This is a genomic window from Bradyrhizobium sp. MOS001 (assembly GCF_004634465.1).
Lineage (GTDB): Bacteria > Pseudomonadota > Alphaproteobacteria > Rhizobiales > Xanthobacteraceae > Bradyrhizobium > Bradyrhizobium barranii.
In genome coordinates, this window is record NZ_SPVJ01000041.1 from 14,190 (window position 1) to 26,585 (window position 12,396).

12 protein-coding genes are annotated in these 12,396 nt (G+C 64.9%); 10 read left to right on the plus strand and 2 right to left on the minus strand.

What is annotated here, in order from left to right; all coding sequences use genetic code 11:
* Positions 1 to 199 precede the first annotated feature (199 nt).
* The 4 genes from CT676_RS33470 to CT676_RS33485 all read left to right on the plus strand — a co-directional run bounded on the left by CT676_RS33470 (position 200) and on the right by CT676_RS33485 (position 5,602).
* Entirely contained in the window at positions 200 to 1,645 is a 1,446-nt protein-coding gene (locus tag CT676_RS33470; RefSeq protein WP_085403477.1) for a coniferyl aldehyde dehydrogenase, read from the plus strand.
* Positions 1,646 to 1,841: 196 nt separating this feature from the next.
* Positions 1,842 to 3,440 carry a choline dehydrogenase gene (locus CT676_RS33475; protein ID WP_085403476.1) on the plus strand — a complete coding sequence of 533 codons (1,599 nt, stop codon included), beginning with the start codon at positions 1,842 to 1,844 and terminating at the stop codon, positions 3,438 to 3,440.
* Between the two features lie 105 nt (positions 3,441 to 3,545).
* Positions 3,546 to 4,517: an HlyD family secretion protein gene (locus CT676_RS33480; RefSeq protein WP_085403475.1), complete on the plus strand. Its 972-nt coding sequence runs from the start codon at positions 3,546 to 3,548 to the stop codon at positions 4,515 to 4,517.
* On the plus strand, positions 4,514 to 5,602 hold the full coding sequence (locus CT676_RS33485) for an FUSC family protein (protein ID WP_085403474.1): 1,089 nt from the start codon (positions 4,514 to 4,516) through the stop codon (positions 5,600 to 5,602). Before CT676_RS33480 ends, CT676_RS33485 begins: the two co-directional genes overlap by 4 nt.
* 167 nt (positions 5,603 to 5,769) lie before the next feature.
* On the opposite strand, the gene CT676_RS33490 is transcribed toward CT676_RS33485, so the two are convergent.
* Positions 5,770 to 6,531 (minus strand): SDR family oxidoreductase, encoded by a 762-nt coding sequence (locus tag CT676_RS33490; RefSeq protein ID WP_085403473.1) that lies wholly within the window; start codon positions 6,529 to 6,531, stop codon positions 5,770 to 5,772.
* Positions 6,532 to 6,652: 121 nt separating this feature from the next.
* Here CT676_RS33490 and CT676_RS33495 point away from each other — a divergent pair, with 121 nt between their 5' ends.
* The 3 genes from CT676_RS33495 to CT676_RS33505 all read left to right on the plus strand — a co-directional run bounded on the left by CT676_RS33495 (position 6,653) and on the right by CT676_RS33505 (position 9,118).
* Positions 6,653 to 7,165: a CvpA family protein gene (locus tag CT676_RS33495; RefSeq protein ID WP_135216243.1), complete on the plus strand. Its 513-nt coding sequence runs from the start codon at positions 6,653 to 6,655 to the stop codon at positions 7,163 to 7,165.
* Positions 7,166 to 7,349: 184 nt separating this feature from the next.
* On the plus strand, positions 7,350 to 8,132 hold the full coding sequence (locus CT676_RS33500; protein ID WP_014498394.1) for an SDR family oxidoreductase: 783 nt from the start codon (positions 7,350 to 7,352) through the stop codon (positions 8,130 to 8,132).
* Positions 8,129 to 9,118, plus strand: a complete 990-nt coding sequence (locus CT676_RS33505) for an NADPH:quinone reductase (protein WP_085403472.1) — start codon at positions 8,129 to 8,131, stop codon at positions 9,116 to 9,118. The genes CT676_RS33500 and CT676_RS33505 overlap by 4 nt, the downstream gene beginning before the upstream one ends.
* A gap of 4 nt (positions 9,119 to 9,122) precedes the next feature.
* On the opposite strand, the gene CT676_RS33510 is transcribed toward CT676_RS33505, so the two are convergent.
* Positions 9,123 to 9,554: a DUF3775 domain-containing protein gene (locus tag CT676_RS33510; protein WP_028149244.1), complete on the minus strand. Its 432-nt coding sequence runs from the start codon at positions 9,552 to 9,554 to the stop codon at positions 9,123 to 9,125.
* 121 nt (positions 9,555 to 9,675) lie between these two features.
* Here CT676_RS33510 and CT676_RS33515 point away from each other — a divergent pair, with 121 nt between their 5' ends.
* From CT676_RS33515 to CT676_RS33525, 3 genes are all read left to right on the plus strand, one after another.
* Positions 9,676 to 10,527, plus strand: coding sequence for an MBL fold metallo-hydrolase (locus CT676_RS33515; RefSeq protein WP_085403471.1), 852 nt, complete (start codon positions 9,676 to 9,678; stop codon positions 10,525 to 10,527).
* 224 nt (positions 10,528 to 10,751) lie between these two features.
* Positions 10,752 to 11,594, plus strand: a complete 843-nt coding sequence (locus tag CT676_RS33520; protein ID WP_085403470.1) for a fumarylacetoacetate hydrolase family protein — start codon at positions 10,752 to 10,754, stop codon at positions 11,592 to 11,594.
* 186 nt (positions 11,595 to 11,780) lie between these two features.
* The gene (locus tag CT676_RS33525; protein ID WP_085403469.1) at positions 11,781 to 12,392 is read left to right on the plus strand and encodes a glutathione S-transferase family protein; all 612 of its coding nucleotides are present in this window, start codon (positions 11,781 to 11,783) and stop codon (positions 12,390 to 12,392) included.
* The last annotated feature ends 4 nt before the right edge of the window (positions 12,393 to 12,396 follow it).

Below are 12,396 nucleotides of genomic sequence, written 5' to 3' on the forward strand. Positions count from 1 at the left end.
CAAAGCCCCTCGGGTGCGAGGCGTATGTACCAACCCGGGCTGCCTTTGGAAAGGGCCGTGGGGACGTTTTTTTCGACTTTATGACAGTGAGTTGGGCCGATTTCCGGCCCGTTTGGTGCGCTCTTGCCAGAAGTTCCACAAAGGGCCAGCTTGCGGCAACAAAACGTGGGGGGCCAACGCCATTTTCAGGAGGAACGCCATGGACCAGCCCCTGGATAAGTCCCCGGCGGGCGCCCCGCTTCGGGCCCTCTACGAGGCCTTCCACGCCATGGTCGCGCGGGCGCGGGCCGAGCCTGCACCTGACCTGGCCGAGCGGCTCGACCGGCTGGCGCGGCTGCGCACTGTCGTCGCTGACAACGAGGAACGCTTCCGGCAGGCGATCTCGGCCGATTTCGGCCACCGCTCGGCCGTCGAGACCACCATCGCCGAGACGATGCTGGTGTTCTCCGAGATCCGGCATGCGACCAAGCACCTGAAGAGCTGGATGGCGCCGCAGCGCGTGGCCACCGCGCTGCAATTCCTGCCCGCGCGCAACCGCCTGATCCCGCAGCCGCTCGGCGTCGTCGGCATCATCGCGCCCTGGAATTATCCGCTCCAGCTCACGCTTGCGCCCGCGATCGGCGCGATCGCCGCAGGCAACCGGGTCATCATCAAGCCAAGCGAACTCTCGCCGCACTTCTCAGTGCTGCTGAAGGAGACGGTGGCCGCGAAATTCGATGCCACCGAGCTACTGGTGACAGGCGTCGAGGACGAAATCGCAAAAGCCTTCGCACACCTCCCCTTCGACCATCTCGTCTTCACCGGCTCGACCCGGGTCGGCCGGCTGGTCGCGGAGGCCGCCGGGCGCAATCTCACGCCCGTAACGCTCGAGCTCGGCGGCAAGTCGCCGGCGATCATCGACGCCTCCGCCGCTCTCGAGGAGGCGGCCGAGCGCATCGCCTACGGAAAGCTGCTCAATGCCGGGCAGACCTGCATCGCGCCGGACTATGTGCTGGTGCCCGAGCGCTCGTTGCAGGCCTTCGCCGAAAAAGTACGCGCGCAGATGCGGCGCATGTTCGGCACCGATCCGGCCAACAAGGACTACACCTCCGTCATCTCCGACCGGCACTATGCGCGGCTGGAAAATCTCGTCGCGGACGCCGCCCAGCGCGGCGCAAAGATCCTGCAACCGGCGAGAGCAGACGATCCGAACTGGAAAGCACACCGCAAATTCCCGCCGACACTGATCGTCGGCGCGACCGAGGCGATGGCGGCGATGCAGGAGGAGATTTTCGGCCCCATTCTGCCGGTGCTGGGCTATCGCGATCCGGCGGAGGCGATCGCTTTCGTCAATGCCCGCGACCGGCCGCTCGCGCTCTACTGGTTCGGAAAGGATCGCGCCGCCCGCGACGAGGTGCTGTCACGCACGATCTCCGGCGGCGTCACCGTCAACGACTGCCTGTTCCACTTCGCGCAAGCCAACCAGCCGATGGGCGGCGTCGGCGCATCCGGCACCGGCGCCTATCACGGCGATTGGGGCTTTCGCACGTTCAGCAAACTGAAGCCGGTGTTTTATCGCTCCAAGTTCAACCGCCTCGCCGACCTCTATCCGCCCTACGGCGGCAAGATCGCGCGGCTGGAGAAGTTGATGCGGTTCATGTCGTAGCTTGCGTCAACACCGTCATTGCGAGCGTAAAGGCAATGCAAAAATCCAATCCTCACCCTGAGGAGCGCGCCAGCGACGCGCGTCTCGAAGGGCGAGGCCACAGACCGGGCCTTCATCCTTCGAGACGCGCGTTCCGCGCTCCTCAGGATGAGGAACGGAGACGCAACAACAAAGAACAATGCAGGGGGAAACATCAGTGACTGACACATTCGACTTCGTCGTCGTGGGCGCGGGCTCCGGCGGCTGCGCGATGGCGGGGCGGCTGTCGGAGGATGCGGCGACATCCGTGGCGCTGCTCGACGCCGGCGGGCGGAACGACAATTGGCGGATCACCACGCCATTCGGGCTCGCTTTGCCATACAGCGCGGCCAACTGGGCTTTCGATACCGTGCCGCAGAAGGGATTGAACGGCCGCATCGGCTATCAACCGCGCGGCAAGGGCCTCGGCGGCTCCTCGGCGATCAACGCCATGGTCTACATCCGCGGCCACAAATCGGACTACGACCACTGGGCCTCGCTCGGCAATGCCGGCTGGTCGTATGCCGACGTGCTGCCCTATTTCAAGCGTTCGGAAAACAATTCCGATTTCGACGGCGAGTATCATGGCAAGGGCGGCCCGCTGCATGTCAACAGACTGCGCTCGGACAATCCGATCCATGACGTCTTCCACCAGGCCGCGCGCGAGGCGCAGTTCCGCGTCCGCGAGGACTTCAACGCCGAGGACCATGAAGGGCTCGGCAGCTACCAGGTGACGCAGCACCATGGCGAGCGCTGGAGCGCGGCACGCGCCTATCTGCATCCCCACATGGACAAGCGCGCGAATCTGCGCGTCGAGACGGGGGCGCAGGCCACGAAAATCCTGTTCGAAGGCGGGCGCGCGGTCGGCATCGAATATGTGCAGGGCAAGCAGACCAAGCAGCTGCGCGCCCGCCGCGAGGTGATCCTCGCCGGCGGCGCCTTCCAGTCACCGCAGCTGCTGATGCTGTCGGGTGTCGGCGATGGCGATGCGCTTGCCGCGCACGGCATTGGCGTCATGCATCACTTGCCGGGCGTCGGGCGCAATCTGCAGGACCATCCGGATTTCGTGTTCGTCTACGCCTCCGACTATCCGCACTTCGTTCATTCATCGCTCGGCCGGTTGCCATCCCTGCTCCGCGCCATCCAGCGGTATCGCCGGGAGCGACGCGGCCTGATGACCACCAATTTCGCCGAGTGTGGCGGCTTCCTGAAGACCAGGCCCGACCTCGCGGTGCCAGACATCCAGCTGCACTTCGTCATCGCGATGCTCGACGACCACGGCCGCAAGAAGCACAAAGAGGCGGGCTTCTCGTGCCATGTCTGCCTGCTCAGACCGAAGAGCCGCGGCAGCGTATGGCTGAAGAGCGCCGATCCGCTCGCTGCACCGATGATCGATCCGAACTTTCTGGGCGAGGCGGAAGATCTCGAGTCGATGGTCGCGGGCTTCAAGACCACGCGGCGGCTGATGGAGACGCCCGCGCTGCGCGCGTTGCAGAAGAAGGACATGTTCACGTCGGATGTGAGAACGGACGACGACATCCGCGCCATCCTGCGCAATCGCGTCGACACCGTCTATCACCCCGTCGGCACCTGCAAGATGGGCACCGATGCGATGTCGGTGGTCGATCCGAAGCTGAAGATGCACGGCATCGAGGGCTTGCGCGTCGTCGACGCCTCGATCATGCCGACGCTGATCGGTGGCAACACCAACGCGCCGACCATCATGATCGGGGAGAAGGCGGCGGATATGATCAGGGCGGAGATGCGGACAAACTAGCGGTGCGGCACGAACGGGACTTTTCGAGCTGCAACCGGCCGGGATAGACTGCTCATCTAGCCCGGAGAAGTTGATACGCGCCGCTGCCTCGGAGTTTTGCCTGACATGACGCGTGGACGACGAGTCGGACTTGCGGCAGCGATCGCGCTGGCGCTTTTCGTTGCCTATGAGGTGATATCGTCGTTCGTCGCCTTCACCGACGACGCCTATGTTCAGTCCGATCTGGTCGCGCTCGCGCCTCAGGTGACTGGGCGCATCATTGCCGTAGATGTCGCCGACAATCAGGATGTGGCCGAGGGCAACCTGCTTGCGAGCATCGATCCCGTACCTTTCCAGTTGGCCCTGGATCAGCGGCGTGCCGATCTTGCCGAGGCCCGCGCGCAGATCGCCTCCGACCAGCACCGGATCGCATCGGCACGGGACGCGTTGGCGGCGGCGAGCTCGGCCGCGGATTTTGCGAGCGAAAACGAAAAGCGTCTGACGACGCTCGCCTCGGCCCAGGATGTCTCCCGCGTCGCGCTCGACCAGGCGAGCGATACGCTGCGACGCGCGAATGCGGCACGCGACGCTGCACAGGAGTCGGTCGCGGCGACGGAGGCCACGCTATCCATGCATCAAGCGAGCCACGCCCGCGCCAATTCGGCGCTGGCGCTCGCAGAATGGCAGCTCGCCCGCACCAAGCTGGTCGCACCAACCAGCGGCACGGTGACGTCGCTCAGCCTGCGCGTGGGCGACACTGCACAGGCCGATGTGCCGCTGATCGGCATCGTCGATGCCCGCGCCTGGCGCATCGTCGCCAACTTCAAGGAAAGCTACATCCGCGGCTTTGCCGTCGGCAGCACGGCCTGGGTGTCGCTGGACTCAAATCCCTGGCATCTACGCCGTGCCAAGGTGACCGGCATTGCTCGTGGCATCAGCCGCGAACCCGTGCCCAATCGCCTCCTCAACTACGTGGCGCCGACCACTGACTGGATCCGCCTCAAGCGCCGCTTTCCGGTGACGCTGACGCTGGTCGATCCGCCACCCGACCTGAGACTCTATATGGGTGCCGACGCCAGGGTGGTCGTGCTGCCATGAGCGGGGCCGCGACGAGAGCGATCTCTGCATTGCGGCGGGAGTTGCTGGAGATCGATCTGGCCGGCCCACGCGGCCATCATTGCAGCCGCGTTGCACTGGCCGTCACGCTGGCCGTGATCGTGGCGCTTGTGCTGCGGGTGGACGCACCATGGTGGGCGGCGATCAGTGCCTTCGTCTCGACGCAGGTGACGGCGCCCTCTTCCTTGCGTCGCGGCGCCCTGCGCATCGTCGGTACGGCGATCGGTGCCGCTGCAGGCCTGCTCTTGAGCCCGTGGCTGATCGAGGACCAGGTTGCACTGAGCCTCGCACTGTTCATCGCAAGCAGCATCGGCGTGCTCGGCCTGCAAGTCAGTCGCCACGGATATGCCTGGCTGCTCGGCGCCGTCACGGCCGACATGGTGCTGCTCGCAACGCTCGACGATCCGACCTCGGCGCTGTCAGTCGCCTGCAACCGTACTGCCGAGGTGACGATCGGCACTCTCGCCGCCATTCTGGTCTCGCACCTGCTGTCGCCGCGCGAGGATCATGCGCCGCCACGTGCGCGGGCGCCGGGCTGGTCCGACCTTCTCGGCGCGCAATGGGCCTCGACCCAGCACGCAATGCGCGCGGGCCTTGGTGTGATGCTGGTGCCGCTGGCATGGAGCTGGCTGCAATTGCCGAGCTTCTCGCAGGCCGCGATCACGGTCGCGGCCGTGATGGCCGTGCCGGCAATATCCGACGACGATGCTGCGAATCGCGAGAAGATCGCGGCCCGTGGCACGCATCGCATCCTCGGCTGCCTGATCGGCGGCCTCGCCGGCCTGGCGGTGCTGATCGCCTCGTTCGAAAACTTCCTGCCCTGGCTTGCCGCGCTTGCCATCGGGGTCTGGGTCGGTGCGCATGTCCAGGCGAGCGCGCGCGATATCGGCTATGTCGGCACACAGGGCGCGGTCGTCTTCATCATGACGATGGTGCAGGGATCAGGGCCGCCGTCCAGCATCATTCCCGGCATCGAGCGCCTTGCCGGTATCACCGGCGGGCTGCTGATCGTCGAGATCGTGGCTATCCTGCTGACGCCCTCGGCTAGGAACGCTGAAACAAGATAATGCGGTAGCTCTTCTCCCTCTCCCCGTTCTTACGGGGAGAGGGTTGGGGTGAAGGGCTATCTCGGCAAAAACGGTGATAGCTGGACTCGCGGAGACTCCCTCTCACCCGGAATTTGCTCTCGCAAACTCCGGCCTCTCCCCGCTTGCGGGGAGAGGCGAAGTCGGGCTCAATTCAGCAGGAAACCACCATCGACAGTGATGACACTCCCCGTCATGTACCGCGACGCCCGTGACGCCAGCAGCAGGATCGCGCCATCGAGATCGGACTCGGCGCCGACGCGGCGCTGCGGGATGCGTTTGGCCAATCGCTCGCCCGCGGGCGTCGACCAGAAGGCGTGATTCATTTCGGTATCGATATAGCCTGGCGCCAGCGCGTTGATGCGGATGTTCTGGCCTGCGAGCTCCAGCGCCATCGCCCTGGTCGCCTGGAGGATACCGGCCTTGGAGATCGCATAGGGCGACACCGCTTTCAGCACGCCGGTGCCGAGCACGGAAGCGATGTTGACGATGTTGCCTTCCTGCTTGCGCGCGATCATGCGGCGCGCGACTTCGGTCGCGAGGAAATAAGCGCCTTTCAGATTGGCGCCGATCACGGCGTCCCAATCGGCTTCGGTCTGCTCGGTCGCGAGCTTCTCGATGGCGATGCCGGCATTGTTGATCAGCACCGTGATCGGACCGAGCGCGGCTTCCGTGGCATCCACGGCCTTGGCGATCGATGACATGTCAGTGACGTCGAGCGCGACCGCGGCAGCGCGGCCGCCCTTGCCGCGGATCTCCTCCTCCAGGCTCTTCAGCTTGTCGGCCTGCCGCGCGGCGAGCGCGACGGCCGCGCCATGGTCCGCCAGAACCCGGGCAAATTGCCGCCCCAGCCCCTGGCTCGCGCCCGTCACTAGGATGGTTTCTTGACTGACGTCGAATAAGTCTGACATGACGCTTGCCTTGAGTGTTTTCCCTGAGCTTTGGAGCCACCAATACAGACGATTTTAACGATCTGAAACCGGAATGATCGGTCCGGCGTTCATTCGTTCCATCGAGGCAGGCCTGACGCTCATGAACAGTTTCGATCTCGCGCTCTATGCGGCACTCGTCGTCGCGATCGGCTTCGGTTTCAGGACCGGCCTGCTCGGCAGCGCCATGACCATTCTCGCCTATCTCCTGGCCGCTCCCATCGCCGTCGCGCTGATGCCGTTGATCGTGCCGCAGGTCGCGACCAATCCGAACGCGCCACTGCTGCAAAACTGGATCTGGTTCTTCGGCATCTTCGTGGTCGTCGGCATGCTCCTTGGTTATATCGGCCGCCTCGCGCTGAACGACACGATACGCGAAGCCGGGATCGGCGACCGGCTCGCCGGCGCCGCACTCGGCGCCGTCAGGGTCGGCCTCGTCGCCACCACGCTGGTGCTGGTGTTCGACCAGATCGTGCCGGCCAACCGCCAGCCGCCGTTCCTCGCCGGTTCGCATCTGCGGCCGCTGTTCTCGGCGGCCGGCAAGATGGGCTTCAAGACATTGCCGCCGGAGGCCGCGGCCGCGATCGACCGCCTCAAGCAGGAACGGCGTATCTAGCTTATTGTCTGGGCATGATCTTTTCGGAAGACCGCTGCACACTTTTCCGGATCATGCCCGCACATTTGCATCGCCGCGCGACCGCGCCATGCATTTTGACGCGGCCCCCTCCCTTATCAGCGGCGCCACGATTGGCTAGAGTGCGGCCTGTCTAAAACCTGCCTGACATTACGGGAGTGAAACAGTGGATCTTGGGATCAAAGGTCGCCGCGCCATCGTCTGCGCATCCAGCAAGGGCCTCGGCCGCGCCTGCGCCATCTCGCTGGCGGAAGCCGGCGTTGACGTCACGCTGACCGCGCGGGGCGCCGAAGCCCTGAAGAAGACGGCCGACGACATCCGCAAGGCCTATCCTGGCGTGAAGGTCACCGAGATCGTCGGCGACATCACGACGCCTGCGGGCCGCGAGGCCGTGCTGAAGGCCTGCCCCGAGCCGGACATCTTGATCAACAATGCCGGCGGCCCGCCGCCCGGCGATTTCCGCAACTGGACCCGCGACGACTGGATCAAGGCGATCGACGCCAACATGCTCACGCCGATCGAGCTGATCAAGTCGACCGTCGACGGCATGATGGCGCGCAAGTTCGGCCGCATCGTCAACATCACCTCGGCGGCGGTGAAGGCGCCGATCGACATCCTCGGCCTCTCCAACGGCGCGCGCGCCGGCCTGACCGGCTTCATCGCCGGCCTGTCGCGCAAGACCGTGATCAATAATGTCACCATCAACGGCCTGTTGCCGGGTCCGTTCGAGACCGACCGCCTGACCGGCACCGCAAAGGCCGAGGCCGACAAGCGCGGCACGACGCCGGAGCAGATCCTGGCCGAGCGCGCCAAGCTCAACCCCGCCGGCCGCTTCGGCCAGCCCGACGAGTTCGGCTATGCCTGCGCCTTCCTCTGCGGCGCCAAGGCCGGCTTCATCACGGGCCAGAACATCTTGCTCGACGGCGGCGCCTTCCCCGGAACGCTGTGAGAGCAGTCTGGTACGAGCAAACAGGACCGGCGGCGGATGTCCTCACCTATGGTGAGATGGCGACGCCGGTCGCTGGCCCAGGCGAAGTTCGCATTCGCCTGGAAGCCTCCGGCGTCAATCCGGCCGATGTCGGCCGGCGCGGCGGCAGCTATCGCGCGATGGAATTTTCGCGCGTCATCCCGAACAGCGACGGCGCGGGTTTTGTCGACCAGATCGGCGACGGCGTAACGCGCTTCAAGGTCGGCGACCGGGTCTGGCTGTTCAACGGCCAGCGCAACGGCCGCGCCTTCGGCACGGCGGCCGAATATATCGCGCTCGCCGAGCAGCTGGTGACGCCGCTGCCGGATCATCTTTCCTTTGCGGAAGGTGCAACGCTCGGCATTCCCGCGATGACCGCGTGGTGCAGCCTGTTTGCGGACGGGCCGATCGTCGGCAAGACCGTGCTTGTCACCGGCGGCGCCGGCGCGGTTGGCCATTATGCCGTGCAGCTCGCCAAATGGGGCGGCGCGCAGGTGATCGCGACCGTCAGCTCGGCGATGAAGGGCGAGCAGGCCCGGCGCGCGGGCGCCGATCTCGTGGTCAATTACAGGGACGAGGACGTCGTTGCCAAGGCGATGGCGTTCACCGGCGGACGTGGTGTCGATCGCGTGGTCGATGTCGATTTCGGCGGCAACATCGCGACCACGTTGAAGCTGATGGCGCTCAATTCGACGATCGCCGTCTACGCCACCAACGGCAACCGCACACCCACGGTGCCGATGCGCGAACTGATGGAGAAGTGCATCACGCTCCGGACGCTGGTGCTGTTCGCGCTGCCGCCGGCGCTGCTCGCGGCGGCGCAGGCCGACATCACGAAATGGCTGGCGGCAGGGCCGCGCATTCACAACGTCGCGGCGCAGTTCGCGCTATCGGATACCGCGCAGGCGCATCTCGCGGTCGAGAAGGGTGACAAGCTCGGCACCGTGATCGTCGACTGCGCGCGATGACGACTTAGGATACCGGCGTGGTCCGCTCGTCGGTCCAGTCGATGCCGAGTTCGTCCATGCCATCGGCGAGCAGATCGCCCAGCATCGGCTCGCCCAGCAGATATTGCACCGTTTCACGACGCGGGTTCTTGTATTCACCGCGCGCCTCGGCGGCGCGGGCACGCAGATCGTCCCACTCCTCCACTTCGCCGTCGCCGCGGCCGAGCCACATCATCGTGACGAGGTCGAGCTGCTCGTCCTCGTTCAGCGCGCGGATGAAACCGGAGAGCTCGGCTGCGACCGGGTCGGAATTGGTGTCCTCGAGCACGTCGATCTCGTCATCATCAGAGGGATTGGAGCCCGAGTCAGGGTCGGACGCCGCCTCCTTGACGTCGAATTCGCGGGCCTTCTCGATGATGAAGGCGACCTTCTCGGCGGAAATGGCAAGCTCTGGCATCGTCGCTCTCTCTGGCTGTCTCGGGGTTCCCCCGATAACGCAACATCGCGACAGATGATCCATTGCGTTCGACGGCGGAAGGCCGCATCTTTCGCGAAAGCAAGAAAATTGGGATCGCCGCATGCCGTGGACCGTGGGCAAGGTCAAAATCACCAAGATCGTGGAAATGGAGACGGTCGGCTCGACCCGCTTCATCCTGCCGGCCGCGACCAATGACGAGATCCAGAAGCTGCCCTGGCTGATCCCGCATTTCGCCACCGAGGAGGGCCGGCTGAAAATGTCGATCCACTCGCTGGTGGTGGAGATGCCGACGCGCCGCATCGTGGTCGACACCGGCCTTGGCAACGACAAGCAGGGTCGCGGTGTCCCGGTCTGGAATAACCGCAGCACGCCGTTTCTGGAGACGATGACGGCAGCGGGCTTTCCCCCTGACAGCATCGACACCGTGCTGTGCACGCATCTTCATGTCGATCATGTCGGCTGGAATACGAGGCTCGTCGATGGCAAATGGGTGCCGACTTTCCCCAGGGCGCGCTACCTGTTCGGCAAGACCGAGTACGAATATTGGCGCGACTATACGGCCGAGCCGGACAAGGTCGCGGTGTTCAAGGATTCCGTGAAGCCGGTCGTCGATGCGGGCCTGGCCGAGTTGATCCCGAGCGATCACCGGCTCTGCGAGGAGATCAGCGTGATCCCGACCCCCGGCCACAGCCCCGGGCATATGAGCGTCCTGATCGAGTCCGGCGGCGAACAAGGGTTGCTCAGCGGCGACGTCGCCCATCACCCCTGCCAGATGGCGCATCTCGACTGGTGCTCGGTCGTCGACACCGATACCGCCCAGTCGGCGGAAACCCGGCACAAGGTGTTCTCGCGCTTTGCCGATACCCCGACGCTGGTGATCGGCGGCCATTTCTCGGCCGGGCACATCAAGCGGGACGGGGATGCGTTCAAATTTGTGGCGCTGCAATCGTAGGGTGGGCAAAGCCACCGGGTCGCGCGAATGCGCGCCCGATGACAGGCTCCGCGTGCCCACCATACCGGGCCATCAAAAAGAATTGGTGGGCACGGCGCTCCGCGCCTTTGCCCACCCTACAAAGGAAGGGCTGCAATGCGCCCCACTTTGAGCGGTTGAATTTCCCGCCGCCCTGTTCCATGAAGCTATTTAACCGATCGGTCCATCTCCAGGGAGAAACGAGAATGAAGCTTATTCGTTATGGCGAAAAGGGTGCGGAAAAGCCCGGCCTGATCGACAAATCCGGCCAATTGCGCGACCTGTCGGCGCACGTGAAGGACCTGACCGGCGAGGCCTATTCGCCGGAATCCCTGAAGAAGCTGGCGAGCCTTGACCCGGCCTCCCTGCCCGCCGTCTCCGGCAAGCCGCGCTTCGGCGCGCCCGTCACCGGCATCTCGAAATTCGTCGCCATCGGCCTCAACTACAGCGACCACGCCAAAGAAACCGGCGCCGCGATCCCGACCGAGCCGATCATCTTCATGAAGGCCAACACCTCGCTGTCCGGCCCGAACGACGCGGTCGAGAAGCCGCGCGGCTCGACCAAGCTCGACTGGGAAGTCGAGATCGCCGCCATCATCGGCACCCGCGCCAAATATGTCTCGGAAGCCGATGCGCTGAACTACGTCGCCGGCTATTGCGTCTGCAACGACGTCTCCGAGCGCGCCTTCCAGACCGAGCGCCTGGGTCAGTGGACCAAGGGCAAGTCACACGACACCTTCGGCCCGGTCGGCCCGTGGCTCGCCACCAAGGACGAGATCAAGGACGTCCAGAACCTGTCGATGTGGCTCGACGTCAACGGCCAGCGTCGCCAGACCGGCTCGACCCAGACCATGATCTTCTCCATGGCCAAATGCGTCTCCTACGTCTCGCAGTTCATGACGCTGTTGCCGGGCGACATCATCACCACCGGCACCCCGCCCGGCGTCGGTCTCGGCATGAAGCCGCCGACCTTCCTCAATGTCGGCGATGTCGTTACGCTCGGCATCGAAGGCCTCGGCGAGCAGCGCCAGGAGATCGTGGCGGCGTAAGGTCTCCGCCCTCATCCTGAGGAGCGCGCAACGCGCGCGTCTCGAAGGATGCGCCAAGAATACAGTCACCCGACGTTCGCGCCGGGTGACCCAAGAACACCTCCCGTTGTCCATCCTTCGAGACGCGCGCCAAGCTGCGCGCTCCTCAGGATGAGGACCGTCTGTCTGGATAGAGGTTATTTCCCCATGAAACTCTCCTTCTCCGCCGCCTCGCCCTTCGCCCGCAAGGTGCGCATCGCCGCGATCGAGCTCGGGCTGATCGACAAGATCGAGCTGACGCCCGCGACCGTCGCGCCGGGCACGGTCAATGAGGATTATTCGCGCATCACGCCGCTGAAGAAGCTGCCGGTGCTGATCACCAATGACGGCGACGTCATTCTGGATTCCTACGTGATCGTCGAATATCTCAACGAGATGGCCGGCGGCAGCCTGATCCCCGATTACGGCCCGCGGCGCTGGAAGGCAAAGACCAATCACTCCCTGATCAACGGCATGCTCGATTCCATGCTGCTGTGCCGCTACGAGAAGATGGTGCGGCCGCAGGGCCTGCAATGGCAGGCATGGTCGGACGACCACTGGAACCGGGCCTGGACCGGCATGGCGCGCTTCGAGAACATGCCCGAAGTTTTGAACGGCCCGTTCGACATCTCGCAGATCGGCCTCGTCTGCGTGCTCGGCTATGCCGACTTCCGCTTCGCCGATTGCGGCTGGCGCAAGGCCTATCCGAAACTCGACGCCTTCCACCAGAAGATGCTGGAGCGCCCCTCGGTCAAGATCTCGGTGCCGCCTACGGCGTAAACTA

What these genes read in the sequence shown, in the direction of transcription:
- CT676_RS33495 (WP_135216243.1), top strand. Translation starts at nt 6,653, where the DNA reads ATGAACAGTTTCGATCTCGCGCTCTATGCGGCACTCGTCGTCGCGATC.
- CT676_RS33515 (WP_085403471.1), top strand. Translation starts at nt 9,676, where the DNA reads ATGCCGTGGACCGTGGGCAAGGTCAAAATCACCAAGATCGTGGAAATG.
- CT676_RS33470 (WP_085403477.1), top strand. Translation starts at nt 200, where the DNA reads ATGGACCAGCCCCTGGATAAGTCCCCGGCGGGCGCCCCGCTTCGGGCC.
- CT676_RS33490 (WP_085403473.1), bottom strand. Translation starts at nt 6,531, where the DNA reads ATGTCAGACTTATTCGACGTCAGTCAAGAAACCATCCTAGTGACGGGC.
- CT676_RS33525 (WP_085403469.1), top strand. Translation starts at nt 11,781, where the DNA reads ATGAAACTCTCCTTCTCCGCCGCCTCGCCCTTCGCCCGCAAGGTGCGC.
- CT676_RS33510 (WP_028149244.1), bottom strand. Translation starts at nt 9,554, where the DNA reads ATGCCAGAGCTTGCCATTTCCGCCGAGAAGGTCGCCTTCATCATCGAG.
- CT676_RS33485 (WP_085403474.1), top strand. Translation starts at nt 4,514, where the DNA reads ATGAGCGGGGCCGCGACGAGAGCGATCTCTGCATTGCGGCGGGAGTTG.
- CT676_RS33480 (WP_085403475.1), top strand. Translation starts at nt 3,546, where the DNA reads ATGACGCGTGGACGACGAGTCGGACTTGCGGCAGCGATCGCGCTGGCG.
- CT676_RS33520 (WP_085403470.1), top strand. Translation starts at nt 10,752, where the DNA reads ATGAAGCTTATTCGTTATGGCGAAAAGGGTGCGGAAAAGCCCGGCCTG.